Source organism: Dictyobacter halimunensis, assembly GCF_036245075.1.
This window is the reverse complement of record NZ_BSRI01000002.1, coordinates 3,005,937-3,027,894: the sequence shown is the minus strand read 5'-3', so window position 1 is coordinate 3,027,894 and position 21,958 is coordinate 3,005,937. Positions and strand designations below refer to the sequence as shown.

Annotated in this window: 12 protein-coding genes and 2 rRNA genes; 2 read left to right on the top strand and 12 right to left on the bottom strand. The window is 54.2% G+C overall.

Annotated features, from left to right (window positions below; genetic code table 11):
• Window positions 1–265: 265 nt before the first annotated feature.
• From AABA21_RS26615 to AABA21_RS26590, 6 genes are all read right to left on the bottom strand, one after another.
• Entirely contained in the window at window positions 266–526 is a 261-nt protein-coding gene (locus tag AABA21_RS26615) for a DUF167 domain-containing protein (RefSeq protein ID WP_338254888.1), read from the bottom strand.
• Between the two features lie 4 nt (window positions 527–530).
• Window positions 531–818, bottom strand: coding sequence for a YggT family protein (locus tag AABA21_RS26610; protein WP_338254886.1), 288 nt, complete (start codon window positions 816–818; stop codon window positions 531–533).
• A 2-nt stretch (window positions 819–820) separates the two neighbouring features.
• On the bottom strand, window positions 821–1,315 hold the full coding sequence (locus AABA21_RS26605; protein WP_338254885.1) for a DUF6391 domain-containing protein: 495 nt from the start codon (window positions 1,313–1,315) through the stop codon (window positions 821–823).
• A gap of 63 nt (window positions 1,316–1,378) precedes the next feature.
• Window positions 1,379–2,143: a YggS family pyridoxal phosphate-dependent enzyme gene (locus AABA21_RS26600; protein ID WP_338254884.1), complete on the bottom strand. Its 765-nt coding sequence runs from the start codon at window positions 2,141–2,143 to the stop codon at window positions 1,379–1,381.
• Window positions 2,144–2,343: 200 nt separating this feature from the next.
• Window positions 2,344–2,748, bottom strand: a complete 405-nt coding sequence (gene mce / locus AABA21_RS26595) for a methylmalonyl-CoA epimerase (protein ID WP_338254883.1) — start codon at window positions 2,746–2,748, stop codon at window positions 2,344–2,346.
• Between the two features lie 33 nt (window positions 2,749–2,781).
• On the bottom strand, window positions 2,782–3,339 hold the full coding sequence (locus tag AABA21_RS26590) for a ribonuclease FAU-1 family protein (RefSeq protein ID WP_338254882.1): 558 nt from the start codon (window positions 3,337–3,339) through the stop codon (window positions 2,782–2,784).
• Window positions 3,340–3,881: 542 nt separating this feature from the next.
• On the opposite strand from AABA21_RS26590, the gene AABA21_RS26585 reads away from it, so the two are divergent.
• Window positions 3,882–8,003 carry an adenylate/guanylate cyclase domain-containing protein gene (locus AABA21_RS26585; RefSeq protein ID WP_338254881.1) on the top strand — a complete coding sequence of 1,374 codons (4,122 nt, stop codon included), beginning with the start codon at window positions 3,882–3,884 and terminating at the stop codon, window positions 8,001–8,003.
• Here the strand turns inward: AABA21_RS26585 and AABA21_RS26580 are convergent.
• The 6 genes from AABA21_RS26580 to mnmE all read right to left on the bottom strand — a co-directional run bounded on the left by AABA21_RS26580 (window position 7,960) and on the right by mnmE (window position 18,252).
• Window positions 7,960–8,961, bottom strand: coding sequence for an MBL fold metallo-hydrolase (locus tag AABA21_RS26580; protein ID WP_338254880.1), 1,002 nt, complete (start codon window positions 8,959–8,961; stop codon window positions 7,960–7,962). The two genes, AABA21_RS26585 and AABA21_RS26580, sit on opposite strands and share 44 nt — an antisense overlap.
• Before the next feature lie 42 nt (window positions 8,962–9,003).
• Window positions 9,004–9,864: an amidohydrolase family protein gene (locus AABA21_RS26575; protein WP_338254879.1), complete on the bottom strand. Its 861-nt coding sequence runs from the start codon at window positions 9,862–9,864 to the stop codon at window positions 9,004–9,006.
• A 173-nt stretch (window positions 9,865–10,037) separates the two neighbouring features.
• Window positions 10,038–12,998 (bottom strand): 23S ribosomal RNA (locus AABA21_RS26570).
• Window positions 12,999–13,308: 310 nt separating this feature from the next.
• Window positions 13,309–14,787, bottom strand: a 16S ribosomal RNA gene (locus AABA21_RS26565).
• The 16S and 23S rRNA genes sit together here, the layout of an rRNA operon.
• A gap of 624 nt (window positions 14,788–15,411) precedes the next feature.
• Window positions 15,412–16,608, bottom strand: a complete 1,197-nt coding sequence (locus AABA21_RS26560) for a hypothetical protein (RefSeq protein WP_338254877.1) — start codon at window positions 16,606–16,608, stop codon at window positions 15,412–15,414.
• Between the two features lie 216 nt (window positions 16,609–16,824).
• A complete protein-coding gene (mnmE, locus tag AABA21_RS26555) occupies window positions 16,825–18,252 on the bottom strand; it encodes a tRNA uridine-5-carboxymethylaminomethyl(34) synthesis GTPase MnmE (protein ID WP_338254876.1) in 1,428 nt (475 codons plus the stop codon).
• A 295-nt stretch (window positions 18,253–18,547) separates the two neighbouring features.
• Between mnmE and AABA21_RS26550 the strand changes: the two genes are divergently transcribed.
• Complete coding sequence (locus AABA21_RS26550; protein ID WP_338254874.1) at window positions 18,548–21,892, top strand: glucodextranase DOMON-like domain-containing protein; 3,345 nt, start codon at window positions 18,548–18,550, stop codon at window positions 21,890–21,892.
• The last annotated feature ends 66 nt before the right edge of the window (window positions 21,893–21,958 follow it).

The window sequence follows — 21,958 nt, the reverse complement described above, 5'->3', positions numbered from 1 at the left end:
CCGCACTCGTTTTTGTATATTAGTGCATCGGGTGCGCGGATGCGCACCCGATGCATTAATATACCATGGGGGTATGTTAGCCACGCAGGTGCGAAAGCTCCTATGTAGCTCACAAGTCCATGGGGTGTGGGTGCAGCAAGGGCGCATCCGCGCCCTTGCTGCACCCACACCCAAAAACACAGTGCGGCCGCGTAGCGGACGCGCGTGCGGGGGCGCACACGGGCCACCAACATGACGGAAGTCAAACACACTTTCTGTGGCATCGCTACCGTGCCTGAGCCAGCCTCTGTTCTAATTCTGCAGGCGTTAACTGTTCGATATTCACCACTTTTTTGCGGCTGGTCGTTCCTCGTACAATGCTGATGGCACGCCTGGGGAGGGCCAATTGATCGGCCAGCAGGGCGATTAGAGCCTGATTGGCGGCTCCGTCTACAGGAGGTGCGGTCAGGCGCGCCTTCAATACCTCGCCATCCCATTCCAATTGATTGCGCGTGCTGCGCGGAATGACGCGTACCGATATCAGCATGGCGTTACCAGCCAGGCGGCAACGACTGCAACAGCAATAACCGAACGATAAACAATCCGAACCAGGCTATCAGGAATGAGAGATCCAAAAAGCCTATCTGGCCCACCACGCGCCGGACCGGAACGATAAAGGGATCCGTCATCCGGGAGAGAAAACGAATGAAGGCAAAGCGATCATCCATTTGAAACCAGGAGGCGATAGCACGAACAAACATGGCCAGGATCAAGATATTGATCCCATAACCAATTACAATGGAAGCGATCGGCACCGGCAATGGTGGTGGCGTATACATAGCTACTCCTGCACTGTACGAACATCAACAAAGGTAAAGCCAAGCACTTTACGGCGTGTGATGCTGGTGACGCGTACACCCGTCAGGTCTGGCAGCGTGGTAAAGTGCTTCTGGACGTATTCGCCCAGCGGCCGGGCGGCCATCCAGCCGGCCACGGAAGAGGCGGCGGCCGAGGCGACGCGGGTACGGCTATTGCTTGAAGCCATCCCCAGCAAGGTGCCAATGGTCACCATAGAGACGCCCACCGCCAGGTTGGTACCGCAGTTAGGATGAATCGCCAGCTCGGCCTCGCCGGCCTGCAAACGCCTCAGGGCCTCATCCAGGGCTCGTCTCAGCAAGCCCAGATCGACATCGCCAAAGATAATAAAGCCATCCGAGTTTGAGCGCGCGCTGGCGCTTAACGATGGATCCATAGTACCCAGGATAGTAAAAGTAGCATGCTCCAGGGCATGATTTTGTCGTGTTCGTCGGCTAAACACCAGATCATCAATCTTCACGAAAAACTCCTTTCGCACCATCGACTCTGTTAGATAGAAAGGCACGCCACGAGCAGCATGGAACTATTTTTTGATCCGCTCACCAAAGATGGCACGCCCAACACGTACAATAGTTGCCCCCTCTTCGATCGCTACAGTATAATCATCGGTCATTCCCATTGAAAGCTGATCCCAGCAGGCGTCCGCCACCTCCTCACGCAGTCTGTCCCGCAGCTGCCGCAGCGCGCGGAACACCGGCCGTACCTGCTCTGGATCGTCGACCAGCGGTGCCACAGTCATCAAACCCTGCACTTCTAAATGCGGAAGGGAAAGGATCTGGCGCGCAATGGCTGGTGCCTCATCAGGGATCATACCTTCTTTACTGGTCTCACCGGAAACGTTGACCTGTAACAATATCGGTTGCCGCCTATCCTCCCCACCAGCCTGACCCTGCTTTTCAGCAGCGCGCTGGAGCGCTTCAGCCACATGCAAGCTGTCAACGCTATGGATACAGTGAAAGACCCCAAAAACCTTCTGCGCCTTATTGGTCTGTACATGCCCAATCATGTGCCAGCGAAGATCAGATGGGCAAAACGTTGCCAGCTTCTCCAATGCTTCCTGCACACGGTTCTCACCAAAATCTCTAATCCCTAAATCATACGCCATCTTCACATCTGCAAGTGGCTTTGTCTTGGAGACAGCGACCAGGGTTACTTCGTGAGGTTGCCGGTCAGCGCGCTGCGCAGACTCGGCGATACGAGCACGTACATGGGCGATATTTTCAGCAATAAGCTCTGGATTGATGGGGGGCTGATTTATCACGATCTTCTCTCTACCGGTTACGGACATCAATTTGCTCTTTATGATATCAATATTGTACCACCAGATATGGTAGGCACACACCATATGCGCAGCATTTCCACCCGCTCTCACCATACCTGATCGGCAGAAGCGTTTTCTGCTAATAATAGTACGTCTATACTCCCATGGCCGTTGTAAGTTCCATACACCCTAACCCTGTGTATGAGAGTTAGCGCCATAGGCGCGCACTACTTTTGCAGGAGCTCCAGCAATACGCCGTTGGTGGCTTTGGGGTGCAGGAAGATCGCTCGCCCTTCGGCGGCCACGCGTGGCTGCTGATCCAGTACAGCCGCGCCCTTATCCTTTAAGTCTTGCAGTGCCCCATCGATATCCTCGACCTCCAGGCACAGGTGATGAAGACCCTCACCCCGCCGCTCCAAAAACTTTTGCAGGCTGGCATTAGCGGGGGCCGGTTCAATAAGTTCTATCTGACTACCAGCTGGACCACCCAGAGGAAGAAAAGCGATGCGCACCTGCTCGGTGGGAACCTCTTTAATCTCAGTAGGGACGATTCCCAGAGTATCACGATAAAAGGTCAGGGCATCTTCCAGATTACGGACAATAATGGCAACATGATCAATACGCCTGGGCATGCGATCATTCTCCCTCTTACAAATTGTTCATTGTTATGATTTGTTGCAATCGGTATGCAACTGGCTTAAATTCAGTTGGTGTGGCACAATGGAAAATAGTCCAATACTGCGCTGGATGGTGCTGGTAATGGTCTGTAGCGCCATCAACGCACTGACACGCGTCGGCTCATCATAGTGCAGTGTATCGGCCATATGCTCGAATTCCAGCTGCGTCAAAATCTCATAGCTCAGATCAGGTTTGACCAGCGTACTCAGATCCAGATCGACATAAGAAATATGGTCTAGTAAAATCTGGGCCGGTTGGATGATATTAGCATACGTATGGATCAAAACATCTTCATTGTAAAATGCGCTGAGCATATACCAGCGATCGGGCCAGAAGAATTGCAAACAATTACTGCGCAAATTGCGCGTCCCCGATGACCAGTTCATTGGAGTACCAGAGGGAAGCCACAGGCGCACACAATTATCCAACACAGGAGATTCCTGCCCACTTCCAAGTTGAAGATCGGAGCTTAATTTATATGCTCGCCACGTTCCACGCAGCATCTTATCATAGCTATGGCTCTCGACTAAAAAATCTCGCTGCATAACATGTCTCCCTTCATCACCATCCATAGTACGGAACAAAGTGGAAAACGTCAAGTAGAAAATGTGCCAGCCTCTACCCCTACAAACAAGAGGCTCAAAAGTATTTGATGTTATACAGAACTCAAAACATCAATTTTTTGATGGTGTTTGACTCCCGTCACATTGGGGGCGCGTGAGCGCCCCCACGCGTGCGTCCGCACTGGTTTATTTTATATGGGTGCATGAGGGGCGCATCAGCGCCCCTCATGCACCCATATAAAATGATCGCGTAAGCATTGCATGAGCTTTCGCACTTGCGGTGCTCACAAGTCTATTTTGTGTTGGTGCATCGGGGGCGCATCAGCGCCCCCGATGCACCAACACAAAAAACCAGCGCGGCTGCGTAGCGGACGCGTGTACGGGGGCGCTCACGTAGCCCCACGATGACGGGAGTAAGATACATTCTTAAAGAAGTTTTCATTCTCAGCTGAAGTGTTGTACAATACAGAGGCATAAAGTAAAACAATTCGGAGCCAAGAAAGAACAGAAAAAACTGGATTTGTATGCGTTGTCCTAACTGCCAAACCCTCAATCCACCCAATGCCAAATTCTGCCTGGAATGCGGACATCGCCTGGCTGGTTGCCCCAATTGCGGCACGATTAATCCCACAGGAGCCAAGTTCTGCATCGAATGCGGAACTGCGCTACAACCAAGACGCGAACCTACAGCGCCCCTTGCCCACACACCTGTGGTCGATGCCGACAAAACACAAGCCATGCGACAGTTGGCCATACCTCAAATTGATGCCTCATTGCTGGCATCCGCTGAGGAGAGGCGCGTGGTGACGGTGATGTTCGCCGATATCACGGGCTCTACCCCGCTGGCCGATCGCCTGGATCCCGAGGATATGCGCGCGATCCTGACCGGCTACTTTAATTTAATGACGGAACAGATCCGCAAGCACGATGGCACGGTTGAAAAATATATTGGCGATGCCGTGATGGCGATCTTTGGGACGCCGGTCACCCACGAGGACGATCCGGACCGTGCTATTCGGGCCGCGCTGGATATGCAGGCCGCGTTGAATAGCTTTAATGAGCACCGGCTGGCGCGTGATCCCGAGGCGACACGGCTCCAAATGCGCATCGGCATCAATACTGGCGAGGTGGCTGCGCCTAGCGCCACGGCCACGCAGTACCACGACTTTCTGATCACGGGTGACGCGGTGAATATCGCCGCTCGCCTGCAGCAGGTGGCGACGCCCGATACGATCCTGGTGGGGGAGCGCACCTATCTTTCGAGCCGGGCTGTCTTCGATTTTAAGGCCATTGCTCCTCTCCATCTCAAAGGTAAGTCCGAGCAGATCTCAGCCTATGTGGTGCAGGGTCTGCGTCAATCTAACCTGGCCGTCGATCAGCATCCGCGCGGTCTGACGGGCAGCAACTCGCGGCTCGTTGGCCGAGACCTGGAGCTGACCCTGCTCCACGCCAGCTACGCGCGTGTGCAGACCGAGCGGCGTCCCCACCTGATCACGATCCTTGGCGCCCCCGGCATCGGCAAGTCGCGCCTGGTGCGGGAATTTATTACGCGCGAACAGGAACTGGTGAAGAGCACTTCATCCACCGGCGAGCTGACACCACCCCTCGTCCTTAAAGGTCGTTGTCCACCCTATGGGGAAGGACTGACCTACTGGCCCCTGATCGAAATCTTGCGCACGATTCTGCATGTGCAGAAAGAAGATACTGACGCTATCATTCGCCAGCGTTTCGTTGAGTTCTTGCGCTTAACTTTTACCAAAGCCAGGATCAACGAGTCACCAGAAAGCATCGCAGAGACGCTGCTGCGTAGCGTTGGGCGCGGATTGCTCGGCAAGCAGCTCTCAGTAACGGATGAGACAGGCTACGATGAACATCCTCGCTCGGAGCAGAGGCCTCCAGCCAGGAATACCACGGATAAGCAGAGTGGCGCGCAGGGTGCCCTGTTACGCGCCTGGCGCGTGCTGCTGGAGGCCCTGGGAGAGTTACAGCCAGTCATCGTGGTCATTGATGATATCCAGTGGGCAGATGAAGCGCTACTGGATCTCTTTGAGTACCTGACCGAGCGCATTACCTCAGCGCCATTGCTATTTATCTGTCCCGCTCGACCCGACTTTCTGGAGCATCGCCGTGATTGGGGTGGCGGCCATAGGAATTTCACCGCTATCGAACTGGATTCCTTGACCTGGGAAGAGAGCAGCGACCTGGTAGACGCTCTGCTGAACACCAGTGAGATGCCCGAGACGCTGCGCTATACAATCCTGGCACGCTCAGAAGGCAATCCCTTCTTTGTGGAAGAGATCGTGCGTATGTTTATCGATCAGGGCATTCTGGTGCGGAAAGAAGACCAGGAGCGCAGACAGAGCTACTGGCAGGTTGCATATCCCAGACATGGGATGATGGGAGAGGTAGGGCAACCAGTGCAGGCCGTCAATAACGAGCCTCTGGAAGAAGGATTATTAACCAGTCCATACTTGATTCCACTCCCCCATGTGCCAGACACGATTCAGGGCGTGCTGGCCGCGCGCGTGGATCTGCTCAATCCTACTGAGAAACTGGTTCTACAGCATGGCTCCATCATTGGTCGCAACTTCTGGCTTTCCTCATTACTGGAGCTGTCACAGGGCTTGAGCCCCGAGGCTGTGATGGAGGCATTGGTCGCCTTGATGCGCCGCGACTTTATCGCTGAAATCAGCAACAAAGCGGCCAGTCCTATGACGCCGGATCGGGCCTTTATTTTTAAGCACATTCTGATTCGCGATGTCGTGTACAATAACATTCCTCGCCAGCGCCGCGCCCATGAACATGCGCGCATCGCGCTCTGGCTGGATGAGCAAGCGAGCAATCAGCAGGTCAACTTCGCCGAGTTGATCGCCTATCATTACCAGCGCGCGCTAGCGGCCTGGTCGCCCAATGCCGCCATCGACTATATTGAAATCTATAATCAGCATCATCCTACGGCTCCCCCCATTCGCCTGACCCGGGAAAACTTGCGCGATCGGGCCGTCAAATATCTGACTCTGACTGGTGATCAGGCCATGGATAGCTACTACTCTTTGCGCGCCCTGCAGGCTTATAATGACGCGTTTGAGCTGCTGAGCGAGTCTCACGCGGATAAGTTAACCCAGAGCATCATGCTGGCCAAGATCGGACAGGCCCATGCTCAGCACGGCAACCTTGATGAGTCCTGGCGCCAGTCCCGCCGCGCGCTACAGATGATTCCCCAGGATGACATGCAGACGAATAAATCGCACCTGCTCAAACTATATGAAAGAATGTCGCTGCTGGCGACGCGCTGGCTGTCACGCTTTGATACCCAGCCCGATCCACAGGAGATACGTCAGTATATCGACGCGGGTTTGAAGATTCTCGAAGGAACACCTACCAGCCGTGAACATATCGCTTTCCGCACCTACCTGGCTTTCTGGTATATTCGCCAGTTAGGGGCAGCGCCCCATGATCAAAAAGCCTGGCTGGCAGAACAGGCTCTGCTCAGTGGAAATGAAGCGCTACAGATGGCGGAGGAACTGAATAGTCCGCGTACCCTCTCTCTAACGCTGGATGCCATGGGATTTATCTACTTTGAGTATCATCAGTATAAGAGGGCACTAGAGCTACAAGAGAGACGCTTGCAACTTGAGGACCTTATACGTGACCGAGAAGAGCTCTACGACCTCTATTTCTCGTTAGGAAGCGCCTACGAACAGGTAGGAGAATATGCCGTCGCCCTGACATACTATGGCCGGGCCTGGAGCAATGCGCTCAGCATGGAGAGCCCATCTATGGTGCTCACCGGCATGGTCGGACGCATGCGCACCTGGTATCGTTGGAATCGCTGGCGAGATGCGCAACAGGTAGCTGAAGATATTCTGCAATTCGTTGAAAAATATCAGCAGGATGAGAAGCGCCAGCTATGGGCACTGGAAACGCTAGCGACCATAGCCTATCATCAGGGCAGGCAGGAAGATGGAGATAGATACGCCCAGCAGTATAAGCGCCTGATTATCCAGCAAAGCGATCGGGAGGCGTACACGGAAGGCGCTCCACCCTCAACCCGTCTGCACGCCATCCACCTCGCACAGGAGGATTGGGAACAGGCTCTGTCCGATTATCGTATCAAGTTTGAACTCAGCGAACCGTTCCCTAATCCCGCGATACTGGCAACGCTGATGGACTTGCTGGTCAATACCGACAACAGTGAGGGAGAAGAGGCTCTGTTTGACCGGGCGATCCAGCTCTGTGAAGAGGCCGGGTCACGCAAGAGCCTGGCGGTCGCCTTGCGGGCACGCGGAAAGATGCTGATGCAAAAACTGCAATGGGAACAGGCTGAAGAAGATCTGCGCCGCTCGCTCAAGTATTGTGAGGAATTAGACCTGCCCTGGGAACGCGCCCACACGCTGTATAACCTGGGATTGCTCTACCGGGCTCGTGCCGACATCTCCATCAACAATGGAAAGCATAACAGCGATATGGAGTTGATGCGCTATTATCTGGAACAGGCGCTGGGCTTCTATGAATCACTGGAAGCTCGTCCCTCTAGCAGACGTGTACGCAGGCTGTTAAAAGAGGAGCAAAGTCCCGAACTCACCACATCTTCGGGCCGCATCAGAGCCATAACTGAGTCGAGTCCCAGATCTGACCTACCGTAGGGGGAAGAGCGGCAATACGAATATGCGCTGGATTGATATTGGCTGAACGTAGATACAGACGCATACTTTCCAAAGCGAGGGCCGGCGTATTGTTGGTACGGCTCAAATGCGCGAGCCAGAGCCAGCGTATACCAACTTCACGCCAGATCTGCAGTATTGCCTCACCAGCCTGATCGTTCGAGAGATGACCTGTTGGACTCAGAATACGACGCTTCAAATGCCAGGGATAGGGACCACGCACCAGGCGCTCACGATCGTGGTTGGACTCCAGGATTAACAGATCAGCATGCTGCATTTGCTCAAGCATCGCGGGCGTAACTTCACCGCTATCAGTTACCAGGCAGATACGGCACCCACCTGCATGGAGCAGGTAACCACAGGGAGCGGTCGCGTCATGTGAAATAGCAAAAGAGGTAACCTCGATATCACCAATCGTCAGGTGCGCCCCGACCGGTAGAATCTGATGGGGGAAGGTCAGTTGTGTCTGAGGGGTTACCCAGCCAGCAGTGTCATCGGATTCTGAACGATCCAATTCTACAATGGTGCTTAACGCCTCCAGAGAGGTTGTGGTCACCTCCACCTCTTTACCAGCGCTTACAGGGATATATGATACAGACTCTTCCATCTGGATCTTTGCCGCGACCGTTCGACCGGCATCGGTCCTCCACATACCGGACCGCAAGCCATCCTGAACAGCCCGCAAGGTTTTACTATTGGCTACCACTGGCAAGGCATATCGATTTATCAACTGGGGAAGGGCAAGGACATGATCGCTATGCTCGTGGGTAATTAAAATCGCCTGGATCTGCGAGAGTGATACACCGACCGAACTCAGGCGGGTCGCCAATGTGCGAGTGCTCAAACCAGCATCCAGCAGGAGCTTTGTACGTCCCTGGGGACCTGCCTCAACTAAGAGCGCATTGCCGCTACTGCCGCTGCCAAGAGAAACCACTCGCATAAGAAAAATACCTCGTCAGGCTGAAAGTCAAAAAATAGAATATTATCCGCGTAAAGCTGGATCATAGAGACTCAATAAATCTTGCGCATTTTGCCCCAAGACCATCTGTAACGCGGCCGCATCCAGGTCGGTTTGCTGAATGTGTTCAATAACGCGCTTCTGCCGCAGTAGACCATAATCACTGCCAAAGAGAATCCGGTCGGCCCCTACTAATCGGGCAACGGCAGAGAATATTTCTGGTCGATACAAAAAAGGGGTTGCAGCCGTATCATACCACACGTGCGAGGAGATACGCTGAATTTCTGGCATTAGCGTATAAAAAGGCAGACCTCCACCCCAATGGGCGGCCACAAAACGTACTTCAGGGAAAGCCGTCAGAAACGTCACCACATCCTGCAGTGAGACATCGCCTTTCCCAGGATATTGATGACCGACCGGCTCACTACAATGGGAGAGCACAAGCAATTGATAGTGCCGCACCACGTCCATCAAAGGAGAGAGTAACTGGACATCACCCAGACTATATCCCTGTCCGTGAGGCATTAGTTCACCCAGTCCAACCATGCCAGCCTTTGCGCAGCGTTCTAGCTCATATACGGCGCGTTCGCCAGCCAGCGGCTGCAACACAGCCATCCCATATAGGCGACCGGGATAACGCCGCATAGCATCAATAACGTAGCTGTTAGTCTCTTCAATCAATGTAGGATCGGTCCAACCGAAAGAAAAGGTGACAGAGGCATCGACACCCGAAGCATCCATTTCCGCGATCAGATCTTCCGCGCAGGCCATACGGGCACGGGGATTGGTATAGAGGGTACGAAACCAGGGATCGCGCTCACAATAGCGCTCGCGCTGCGCACAGACTTCAGGAGGAAATATATGGGTATGAAAGTCGATGAGCATTTCCCTGCCCCTTATAGCAAAACACAAAAAAGGATTTGCCTGCTAGCAAATCCTTACAATGTTTTCCTGATCAACTGGAGAATAGTATTCCCTCAATTTTGCCGAGCCATCCGTCAGTCAGAGACTGAAGCAGAGGACACGCATTCCAGCGCCACGATGAAGATACCTGTTGGTGAAACAAGCCGTACGATCATTAGGGCGACTTCGCTGCGCCTGTTACCAGGTGTCCACGTGTCGTCTATCTACCAGGTCGTCTTCCTGGGATCTTGACTCTTCTAGAGAGTGGGAGAACACGTCTTGGGTGCGGCTTCGCGCTTAGATGCTTTCAGCGCTTATCCCTTCTCGACATAGCTATCCAGCTCTGGCCCGGGCAGGCCAACTGGCACACCAGCGGTCGAGCCATCTCGGTCCTCTCGTACTGGAGATGACGCCCCTCAATTCTCCTACGCCCACGACGGATAGAGACCGAACTGTCTCGCGACGTTCTGAACCCAGCTCGCGTGCCGCTTTCATGGGCGAACAGCCCAACCCTTGGGACCTACTCCAGCCCCAGGATGCGACGAGCCGACATCGAGGTGCCAAACCTTGCCGTCGATGTGAACTCTTGGGCAAGATAAGCCTGTTATCCCCGGGGTAGCTTTTATCCGTTGAGCCACACTCCTTCCACTCGGGAATGTGGGATCACTAAGCCCGACTTTCGTCCCTGCTCGACCTGTCCGTCTTGCAGTCAAGCTCCCTTGTGCCTTTACACTCTGATGGGTGATGTCCATCCACCCTGAGGGAACCTTTGGGCGCCTCCGTTACTCTTTGGGAGGCGACCGCCCCAGTCAAACTACCCGCCTGATCCTGTCCACGTCCCGGCTCACGGTGACGTGTGAGAAACAAAACACAACGAGAGTGGTATTTCATTGGTGTCTCCCCCACCCCCACAAGGGTAGGTTCTCCGACTCCCACCTATGCTACGCACGCTCTGCCTCGTTTCGAGGTCAAGGTGTAGTAAAGCTCCACGGGGTCTTTTTGTCCTGTCGTGGGTAACCCGTATCTTCACGGGTACTTCAATTTCGCCGAGTCCTCTGTCGAGACAGTGCTCAACTCGTTACTCCTTTCGTGCGGGTCGGAACTTACCCGACAAGGAATTTCGCTACCTTAGGACCGTTATAGTTACGGCCGCCGTTCACCGGGGCTTAGATTCGCAGCTACGATCACCGCTCCTCGTAACCTTCCGGCACTGGGCAGGAGTCAGCCCCTATACTTCCGCTTTCGCGTTCGCAGAGACCTGTGTTTTTGGTAAACAGTCGGTTGAGCCAATTTCTTGCAACCCCCTCACGCCACTCCGAAGAGCATCGCTACTAGGGCACCCCTTCTTCCGAAGGTACGGGGTCAATTTGCCGAGTTCCTTAACAGAGGGTCGCTCGATCACCTGGGGAGTGTTCCCCCTGCCTACCAGTGTCGGTTTGCGGTACGGGCGGAGATGGCTCTGGCGAGAGGCTTTTCTTGGCGGCCTAGGGGCCGATGACTTCCGCGGACGCAACGTCCGCTCGCTGCACGTGTCATGCACAGGAAACCGGGATTTGCCTCGGCTTCGCACTTCAGCGCACAGACCCATCCTGTCCAATCGATGGGCTCACCTTCCTTACCGCGTCCCCCCATTGCTCATAACGAGCATCTCCGGTGCAGGAATCTCTGACCTGCTTTCCATCGCCTACGACTATGACGTCCTCGGCTTAGGACCCGACTCACCCTGGGACGTTTGACGGTGCCCAGGAACCCTCAGGCATTCGGTGTGTCTGGTTATCACAGACATGACGCTACTCATTCCGGCATTCTCACTTCTCTTCGCTCCACCAGTCCTTACGGTCTGGCTTCTCGGCTTGAGAACGCTCCCCTACCAATCCATCTAGGATGGATTCCATGGCTTCGGTAATCCGCTTAAGCCTCGATACGTTGTCGGTGCCACGACACTCGACCAGTGAGCTATTACGCACTCTTTAAATGGTGGCTGCTTCTAAGCCAACATCCTGGCTGTTTGGGCGTTGTGACCCCCTTTTACACTCAGCGGATACTTGGAGACCTTAGCCGATGGTCTGGGCTGTTTCCCTTTTGACGACGAAGCTTAGCCCCCGCCGTCTCACTTGCATGCATGCTGTCCTGGCATTCGCAGTTTGCTTGGGTTTGGTAACCTGCACGAGGCCCCTAGCCCATTCAGAGCTCTACCTCCAGGATAGTTCATCATACAGCTGTACCTCAATACATTTCGGGGAGAACCAGCTATCTCCGTGTTCGATTGGAATTTCTCCCCTATCCACAAGTCATCCCCCAGTTTTGCAACACTGGTGGGTGCGAGCCTCGACGGACTGTCACATCCGCTTCACTCTGCTCATGGATAGCTCACACGGTTTCGGGTCGCATCGCCGCAACCGCTCGCCCTGTTCAGACTCGGTTGCCCTATGGCTCCCCAGCTTTAACGCTGGTTAACCAGGCTACGACGATGCACTCGCCGGATCATTCTACAAAAGGCACGCCATTAGCCCTTGGTTTCTCATGAAACAGTGGCCTCTGACTGCTGGTGAGTACGTGGTTTCAGGGTCTCTTTCATCCCCCTCTCGGGGTGCTTTTCACCTTTCCCTCACGGTACTTGTTCGCTATCGGTCGCTAAAGATGTGTAGCCTTGGAGGGTGGTCCCCCCAGCTTCCCACAAGATTGCACGTGTCTCGTGGTACTCAGGATACCGACCCACGTCAACAAACCGTCCTCTACGGGGCTCTCACCCGCTCTGGCCACGCTTTCCAACGTGTTCGAGTAGTTCGTCGTTGCTTGTTGTCGGTCCTACAACCCCGATGGACCCGAGGGTTCATCGGTTTGGGCTCCTCCCGGTTCGCTCGCCACTACTACGGGAATCTCGGTTGATTTCTTTTCGTCGGGTTACTGAGATGTTTCAGTTCACCCACTGCCCCCCGTCACTGCCTATGTGTTCAGCAGGCGGTCTCCAGACATCACTCTGGAGGAGTTGCCTCATTCGGAATCTCGGGGTTCATCGCTTGTATGCAGCTCCCCCCGAACGTTTCGCCGGTCTCCGCGTCCTTCTTCGGTCTTTAGCGCCAAGGCATCCACCTCGTACTCTGTGTAGCTTGTTCTCTACGTCTCTTCATCATGTACTATGAATGCTTTGACTTCTGCTCTTCTTCTCGAAGAGAGAAATCGATCCTCTGCTTCAACTCTGGCTGACCATATTGCTCAGCAAAATTGAAGGAATACTATCTTCAGTTGTTCAGGTGCACTGTTGGCCATCCACCTTCCGTAGAAAGGGATGCTGTACCCCAACAGCTCAAGAGTGGAAACCAGCGTCGCTTCTGGCAACGCACATCGTACCAATGTCCTGGTCGACCTGGAAGTGGGATGAAACTGTACGTTCTTCTGTGAAGAACCTTCATCCAAGCTCCCTAGAAAGGAGGTGATCCAGCCGCACCTTCCGGTACGGCTACCTTGTTACGACTTCACCCCAATCACTGACCCCACCCTCGACGCTTGCCTCCCAGACGGGTTAGCCCAGCGGCTTCAAGTGTTGCCAACTTTCGTGGTGTGACGGGCGGTGTGTACAAGACCCGGGAACGTATTCACCGTAGTGTGCTGACCTACGGTTACTAGCAACTCCAACTTCATGGAGGCGGGTTGCAGCCTCCAATCTGAACTGAGGCCAGGTTTGACGAGATTAGCTCCCCCTCGCGGGTTGGCAACTCTTTGTCCTGACCATTGTAGCGTGTGTGTCGCCCAAAGCGTAAGGGCCGTGCTGACTTGACGTCATCCCCGCCTTCCTCCGTCTTATAACGGCAGTTTCGCTAGAGAGATCCAACTAACGACAGGGGTTGCGCTCGTTGCGGGACTTAACCCAACATCTCACGACACGAGCTGACGACAGCCATGCAGCACCTGTGAACCCGCCCCGAAGGGACAGCCCGTTACGGCTGGTGCAGGTCCATGTCAAGCCTTGGTAAGGTTCTTCGCGTTGCATCGAATTAAACCACACGCTCCGCTGCTTGTGCGGGTCCCCGTCAATTCCTTTGAGTTTTAATCTTGCGACCGTACTCCCCAGGCGGACCACTTATTGTGTTAACTGCGACACTGAGGGGGTCGATACCCCCAACGTCTAGTGGTCATCGTTTACGGCTAGGACTACCAGGGTATCTAATCCTGTTCGCTCCCCTAGCTTTCGCACCTGAGCGTCAGGTACTTCCCAGGACACTGCCTTCGCCTTTGGTGTTCCTCCGGATATCTACGCATTTCACCACTCCACCCGGAATTCCGTGTCCCTCTGAAGCCCTCAAGTCAGACAGTTTCCATAGTACTTCGTCAGTTGAGCCGACGACTGTCACTACAGACTAATCTGACCGCCTGCGTGCGCTTTACGCCCAGTAACTCCGGACAACGCTCGCCCCCTACGTATTACCGCGGCTGCTGGCACGTAGTTAGCCGGGGCTGATTCCTCTGGTACCGTCCGTTCTCGTCCCAGAGAAAAGCAGTTTACGATCCGAAAACCGTCATCCTGCACGCGGCGTTGCTCGTTCAGGGTTGCCCCCATTGACGAAAATTCCTCACTGCTGCCCCCCGTAGGAGTCTGGGCCGTTCTCAATCCCAGTGTGGCTGATCGTCCTCTCAGACCAGCTATCGATCGCGGTCTTGGTAGGCCATTACCCCACCAACCAACTAATCGAGCGCAGGCTCATCCTCGGGCGCCGTTTCCGGCTTTGCTCTCGCGAGCATATGCGGTATTGTCGGCGATTTCTCGCCGGTATTCCTCACCCCAGGGTAGATCACCCACGTGTTACTCACCCGTCCGCCACTCCCTACTTGCGTAGGGCGTTCGACTTGCATGTGTTAGGCACGCCGCCAGCGTTTATCCTGAGCCAGGATCAAACTCGCCATCCAATGTTTTTATAGACACATATCTCTGCAAGACATGTGAAAAAGCATGGTAAGTTGCGATCATGGCCAAGTTACATTAACATTGGCTTGTTTCGCAGATTATTATGGATACTTGATGTTGCCATCAAGCCTCCGAATTGACAGGAACTGGTTCATTGTGTGTTGTTGTTCCAGTTGCTGTTCTGCTTTCCACTCTTCAGTTGTCAAGGTACCCGATGACCTTTCTCGAAGGATCACCGTAGCCATCGTAGTATCGCATACTCCTCGGGATTTGTCAAGGCTTTTCTCAACGAGAATTCGCCAGGCCCAAATTTCTTTTTCCGACTTTCGTTCGAACATTCGAAGCAAATACTACATATCGAATATCTTCACTGCGGGGAATTTAAGATCCCTGAGGATGTCACTTTATCGTGACTCGAGTAATGGATACTGTTTTTTCGACAGCTCAATGATATTAACATATCAAGTCAGAGCTTGTCAAGGCTTTTTGCCCGATTCTCGACCAGATTTTTATTTCGTAGCGAAAATTGCTATCCCCTGTATAGGGGATAGCATAAAGTGGACGGTGCGGGAGGGCTGGCCGCCCTCCCGCACCGTCCACTTTATGCAGTCTTTATTGAGGTAACGCTAGCTCGTTAAGGTGTTGAGGTAATCTGAAGGAAGGGCACAATTAGCATAGAGCCGAGAGAGAAGCTGTAGCTGGTCGGCCACGGTAACGCTCTTACTACCACAGGCAAGCGTCAATGTTCGACCGCCCATCCCCATGTCCTGGCGAATAGGCTTGGGATGGCCATTGATGTCGAGAATACCAATGGGCCATGTTACCCCCTGGTCAACAAAGTCTTTGCCACTGAAGTAGAAGAAGGGTACCTTCAGTTGCTTGATTGTCTGCACGTCTGTAATTAAAGTCAGAATATGCGAGACCGCCAACTCATACGAACTATCAATGTTGATCCCACACCCCTTGAAGCAGCCGGTCCCCTCAATGACCCACATATGATTGCCCAGTTGACTTTTGTCGATCTGAAACTGCTGCGACCAGAAGTCGAAAAGGCTGGCCAGATTGTTAGATCCACCCCATCCGTTATGCCAGCTATCGATGAGTCCGATGGTCTGATTGCGCCAGCTCCAGTTGCCCCCTGGATGCACACTGGTATTCATGGCGGTCTGCATCTGGTCCAGGTAACTTACCTGATTGACCAGCAGCTGGTAATCCGCACCGGCCACATGAGGATCCAGCGATCCAAGAATAACAGGTGTCGATGCACGTACCTTGTGAATCGCTTTCTCGCAGAGATCATAAAATTGGGCGAACTTATCAGGTGGCGTATATAAAAACGAGACCGACGCGTCTTGCTTCATCTGTTCATTACCACACTGAACGGCATCGGGATATGCCCGGGCGGCATCGTCAAATTTCGCTGTATCAAGCAAAGAGGCGTTATTAGCCTGACAAATAGAAAACAGGACGCGAATCCCTTTACGATGATACGCCTGAATGGTGTTCTTCAGCACATCACCACGCAAATTACCCCAGCCACAACTAGGATGGCTCAAGCGTATCCAGGGGATACCGTCATAATTGGTGCCCGGCTCACCGGCAATCCCTAAAACCTTCGAGCGATCCTGTACAGGCAAAATCACTGGCGCGGGGGTTGGAGAAGCTTTAACGGTCGGTGTGGGGGCGAGAGTTGGCGTGGCGGTCGGATGTTGGGTAGCAGTAGGTGTGGCAGCAACCTGTGCCTGTTCAGGGGAGGCACTCACCAGGCGATAGGACAGCGCCACCAGTATGATAGCAGCGATAACTACAAGAGTTAAAACCACGTTACCAGGTTTTTTGAATATATTTAAAACCTTATTCAATACATTCACGTCGTCATTTACCCCTATCTCTCTTGATAAAGAGTTGCTATGTGCCAGAAATGATCGATCGCTTTTAGTATTTTCATAAGCAGCGGATTAGAAAAGTATGATACAGGTGTAGTAAAAGGAAGCGTCAATCAAGCGATCCAGCACTATTTTTAAAGATATTTCATAACTTTATTTCCCAATGCAAAATTCACTAAAAATTTTGTCCAGGAGATCTTCACTGGCGGTTTCGCCGGTTACTTCTCCCAGTGCATCGTACGCGGCACGCAGATCGATTGAGACGAAGTCCAGCGGCAATTGCTGATCCAATGAATGGAACGATGCCTGTAGATGCTCATTGGCCCGGCGTAGCGCCTCTTGATGGCGTGTGCTGGTGACCAGTACGCTTTCACTATAAAGCATGCGACCCGCCAGAACGATATCGGCCAGGGTATCTTCCAATGACCGCAGACCCGCGTCTGAGAATGTGGAGGTCGAGACAAAGATCCCTTGTGGCCATAGTTTCTTCAATTCTGAGGTTTCGATCTTCTGATCACGATCGGCCTTATTGATAACGAGTAGTACCGGACGCTTGCTGGTTGCCCCTTCGCTGTTAGCTGCCTGTACGCCAAAACCCATTGCCTGCAACTCGGCCGAGACCAGGCGATCCTGCTCCATCAGGGGCTCAGAACCGTCAAAGACCAGCAGGACGACATCCGCGGTTTCAGCGGCGGCGCGACTGCGCTGTACCCCGATTTGCTCAACAGGATCATCAGTAGGGGTAATGCCGGCGGTATCAATCAGGTGCAGGGGCACGCCACGCAGGTTGGCGGCTTCTTCAACCGTATCTCGCGTAGTGCCCGCGATAGGAGTCACAATCGCTCGCTCGGTACGTAGAAAAGCGTTCAGGATACTGGATTTTCCAACATTGGGTCGACCGATAATGGCTGTACGCACCCCCTGGCGATAGAGCCGTCCCTGCTCGGAACCTGCCAACAAGATGGATACCAGTTTCTGAGCTTCGGCGATCAACGGCTGCAACTCTTCAGGCTGTGGCGTTGGAATATCGTCCTCGGGAAAATCAATGCTGGCCTCAATGCGCGCAATCGCTCCCAGGACCGCCTGGCGTGCCTGCTGAATCTGGTCTGATAGTCGTCCACGTAGCTGCTGTAAAGCCAGGCGCTGACCCGCTTCAGTCTCGGAGCCGATCAGGTCCATGACGGCTTCCGCCTGGGCAAGGTCCAGGCGTCCATTGAGGAAGGCGCGCATCGTGAACTCACCCGGATTTGCCATGCGCGCGCCCTGCGCCAGTACGGCATGCAAGATGCGGCGCAAGATTAAGGGTCCGCCATGGCCTTGAATTTCTACGACGTGCTCACGCGTATAGGTATGCGGAGCACGCATAAAGACCACCAGCACCTCATCAAGTATTTCCCGGGTATGGGGATCAATAATATGACCAAATGTCAGTTTATGTGATGGCGGAAGCTCACTCTGACCGGCGGGACGTTTAAAGAGGGGTAGGACCAGTTCAAACGCTTCACTTCCACTCACACGAATAACGCCAACCCCGCCTACGCCGGGTGGGGTAGCGATAGCAGCTATCGTATCGTTATGCATACGGGAAATTATATCATAGGCTCAATTTCCAAGTCTAGCAGGTCCTATGCGAGCTTCTATCAACCGGGTGCTTCATTTACCCAGAATACATGCCATGATGAGATGGTGTATACCAATAAATGTTGTATAGTATATAGTGGTATTTCTGACCTATGGGTGCCATTCTCGTCGTCTAACCTTCTGAAGAATCGTGTTTTCTATTTGGTTTTTGCCCTATAAGACCCTGCTGATGCAATCCGGCGTCGTAGATTGCAGCTTTTTTGTTGTCCACCTACTAAAAAAGGACAAAATATGTATGCGTAAGTATGGTAGGGATACCCTTGATGCGATGTCGCATCCACACTCAACTTCCTGGCGTATATTTCTATTGTTCTGCATGTTACTGCTCCTTCTAGCTCAAGCCTTACGTTCCTCTTCATCAGTGAGTGCCGCCAGTTCCGCGGCCGCTCCTGGCGGTCCTGGCGATCTCTCGTATTTCGACCTGGCGCGTAAAGATTGCGTCGGGACGGCCAGAAATACCACCTCTAAGGTCTGGTTCACCCTGGCTGACGGCGTATTGAGCGATGTCTATTATCCGACCATCGATAATACCAATGTGAAGACGTTGCAATTCGTTGTGACCGACGGCAGCACATTCACCGATCTTCAAACCCGTGATACGACCTATACGGTGCAGGAGCTGAATGGTCCCACCCTGGCATGTCGCATCACTTCAACGGCGAAAAGCGGTAAGTATCGGGTGGTGACGGACTATGTGACCGATCCCGCGCGCAATGCCGTGTTGATGCGGCTGCATTTTGAGCCGCTCAAGGGACAGCTTTCGGCGTATAAGCTTTATTTGCGCTACGATCCCACTATCAATGGCAATGGTGGCGGCGGCACCGGCAATGGTGGCGCAGACAATGCGACGCTGGCGACATCAAACGGACACATGCTGCCCGTGGCCTTCGATACCCAGACTAAAACCAACGCGGTCAATCGGGACTATGGGGTCCCGGTCTATAGCGCCCTGGATGCCTCGTCTCCCTTCACCCAGGTATCAAGTGGCTTCGTGGGGACTGATAGCGATGGTTTGAAGCAGCTCGATACCTCGCATACGCTCAGCGCGCTGTATAATACAGCCTCCAATGGCAATGTGGTGCAGACCGTGCAGGCCAATATCTCGCATGGCGGCGATCTGACCCTGGGACTCGGCTTTGGTCAGTCGCAGGCGGAGGCCGTGAAGACTGTGCAGGACGCTCTGAGGCAGAACTTCAATGCTGTGCTGGCGCAGTATACCGCCGGCTGGCTGCAATACGACGCGAAGTTGACTCTGCGGCGTATCTTCCCCGCTGCGAAGTCGCAATCCAGCATCGATTTCGCGCGCCTTCTCAATGAATATTATCTCAGCGTCAACGTTGTGAAGGCATCGGAGGATAAAACGTTCCCCGGCGCTCTCGTAGCCGGCCTGGCCTCCCCATGGGGACAGGCGACATCGGCGGGCGATCCGAACAATACCTACTTCGGTTCGTATCGCGAGGTCTTCGCGCGCGACCTCTATGAGACCTGGACCGCCCTGTTCACCGATGGCGATCGCGAGACCGCCCGTGACGCGGTCAACTTCCTGTTCTATCATCAGCAGCAGGCGGACGGTTCGTTCCCTCGCAATAGCCTGCTCAATGGTAAGGTCGCGCCCGACTCGTTCAACACCCAACTGGATGAGAATAGCTACCCTATTCTGATGGCCGACCAGATGGGCATGACTGGCAGCGATCTCTATCAAAACCACATCAAACGCGCGGCCAATTTTGTGGTCAGCCATGGTCCCTCCTTTGGCGTGGAACGCTGGGAGGAACAGGGAGGCTACTCTCCCTCGACAATCTCCGCCGAGATTGCGGGGCTGGTGGCCGCCGCCGATATCGCGCGCAAGAATAATGATCTGCAGAGCGCCAATCTCTGGCTTGGTGTGGCGGATGACTGGCAGCGCTCCATCAAAAAATGGACCGTAACCACCAATGGCCCGCTCTCCTCGCAGCCCTACTTCATCCGGCTCTCGAAGACGGGTGATCCAAACGCGGCCATCTCCTATAATCTGGGCAATGGTGGCCCAACTCTGGATCAGCGCTCGGTTATCGATGCGGGCTTCCTGGACCTGGTACGCCTGGGCGAGCTGTCGGCCAGCGACAAAGATGTGGTAAACTCGCTTCCCGTGGTTGATAAGACCATCAAGGTACAAACCCCCAATGGTCCCGCCTGGTATCGCTACAATGGCGATGGCTATGGGGATGGAGCTCAGGATGGACATCCGTGGGCACCCAGCGGCAAAGGTAGCGGCCATCCATGGCCGGTTCTGGGAGCCGAACGTGGCGAGTATCAACTGGCAACCGGGGATATCGGCACAGCGGTCTCGCTGCTGGATACCCTGCAGAAATCAACGTCCGGAGTGGGTCTGCTCCCAGAACAGATCTGGGAGCAGCCGAATCTGGCCGCGTCTCCGTATGGTACCGATCCTACAGTCGCCTCGATTGGCTTTGTGACCGGCAAGCCTGATGGCTCCGCATCTCCACTGACCTGGGCTGTCGCTTCATATGTGCGCCTGTTCAACGATACACTATCCAATAAGCTGCTCGAACAGCCGCAGAACACCTATAATCGCTACGTAACCCACCCGGTAGGTCAAACGCAGCTGAGCGTGACGGCTCCAACCAATCTCTCGTCAGTTAGCTCATCACCTGTTGTCGTTACGGGCAAAACCGCGCCGGGCAACGCGGTCTACGTTTCCGCAACCAATACTGATCAGCAGAATCAGACCAGCACAGTGCAGGCGCAGGTGGCGGTGGATGGGTCATTCAGCGCCTCGCTACCGATTACCGGCGGTACAACCGTGCTGAATACGGTGGCGGTCAGCCCGAGCGGGGCAACGGCGCACGATCAGCGCACCGTCGTCTATGACTTTACACCTGGCAAACTTGTCTATGATGCCAGCGATCCCGGCAACGATGACAACGGTCCCGGCAACTACGCCTACCCAACCGCGTCTGACTTCCATGCCGGGGCCTATGATATCCAGGACTTCCGCATCTATGATGACGGCACCAATATCATCTTCAAGCTGCAGACCCGCGATCTCACCCCGACTTTCGGGAGTCCGCTGGGCGCGCAGCTAGTGGATGTCTATGTGCATAATCCCACGGCCAGCCAGACCTCTACGGCAGCATCCTATCCGCAACGGAACTATACCATCGCGCCCGGAGCCGCCTGGAACCAGCTCATCGAGGTACAGGGCTTTGGTCAGCGTTACATCGATGCCAACGGTACGGCCCTGGGGACCGTACAGGTCAGCGCCAACGCGATTTCGCGCTATATCACCTTCAGTGTGTCGAAAGCTACCCTTGGCACCCCTGGCTCCGGCTGGGGCTTTACCGTAACCCTGACGGGGCAGGATGGATACAGCCCGGACCAGGCGCGCGCCTTTACGGCTACGCCGGGCGCGTATTCCTTCGGCGTCTGTGCCACCACCAGTAGCGATCCTCATTGTACGGTTGATCCCAATACGGTGCCTAAAGTTATGGACACCATCACCCCGGCAGGGGTCAGCCAGTCTGATGAACTGGACTACACCAAACATCCCGTTGTACTACAGGATGTGGTTATCCCCTGACGTCATGCATTTTCGTTAATTAACGAGAAGCGGGCAGCCTTGATGGCTGCCCGCTTCTCTCATTTT

Bases quoted from the DNA above. Each gene is read 5' to 3' on its own strand.
- AABA21_RS26615 (WP_338254888.1), bottom strand. From the start codon at position 526: ATGCTGATATCGGTACGCGTCATTCCGCGCAGCACGCGCAATCAATTG.
- AABA21_RS26610 (WP_338254886.1), bottom strand. From the start codon at position 818: ATGTATACGCCACCACCATTGCCGGTGCCGATCGCTTCCATTGTAATT.
- AABA21_RS26600 (WP_338254884.1), bottom strand. From the start codon at position 2,143: ATGTCCGTAACCGGTAGAGAGAAGATCGTGATAAATCAGCCCCCCATC.
- mce (WP_338254883.1), bottom strand. From the start codon at position 2,748: ATGCCCAGGCGTATTGATCATGTTGCCATTATTGTCCGTAATCTGGAA.
- AABA21_RS26590 (WP_338254882.1), bottom strand. From the start codon at position 3,339: ATGCAGCGAGATTTTTTAGTCGAGAGCCATAGCTATGATAAGATGCTG.
- AABA21_RS26585 (WP_338254881.1), top strand. From the start codon at position 3,882: ATGCGTTGTCCTAACTGCCAAACCCTCAATCCACCCAATGCCAAATTC.
- AABA21_RS26580 (WP_338254880.1), bottom strand. From the start codon at position 8,961: ATGCGAGTGGTTTCTCTTGGCAGCGGCAGTAGCGGCAATGCGCTCTTA.
- AABA21_RS26575 (WP_338254879.1), bottom strand. From the start codon at position 9,864: ATGCTCATCGACTTTCATACCCATATATTTCCTCCTGAAGTCTGTGCG.
- mnmE (WP_338254876.1), bottom strand. From the start codon at position 18,252: ATGCATAACGATACGATAGCTGCTATCGCTACCCCACCCGGCGTAGGC.
- AABA21_RS26550 (WP_338254874.1), top strand. From the start codon at position 18,548: ATGCGTAAGTATGGTAGGGATACCCTTGATGCGATGTCGCATCCACAC.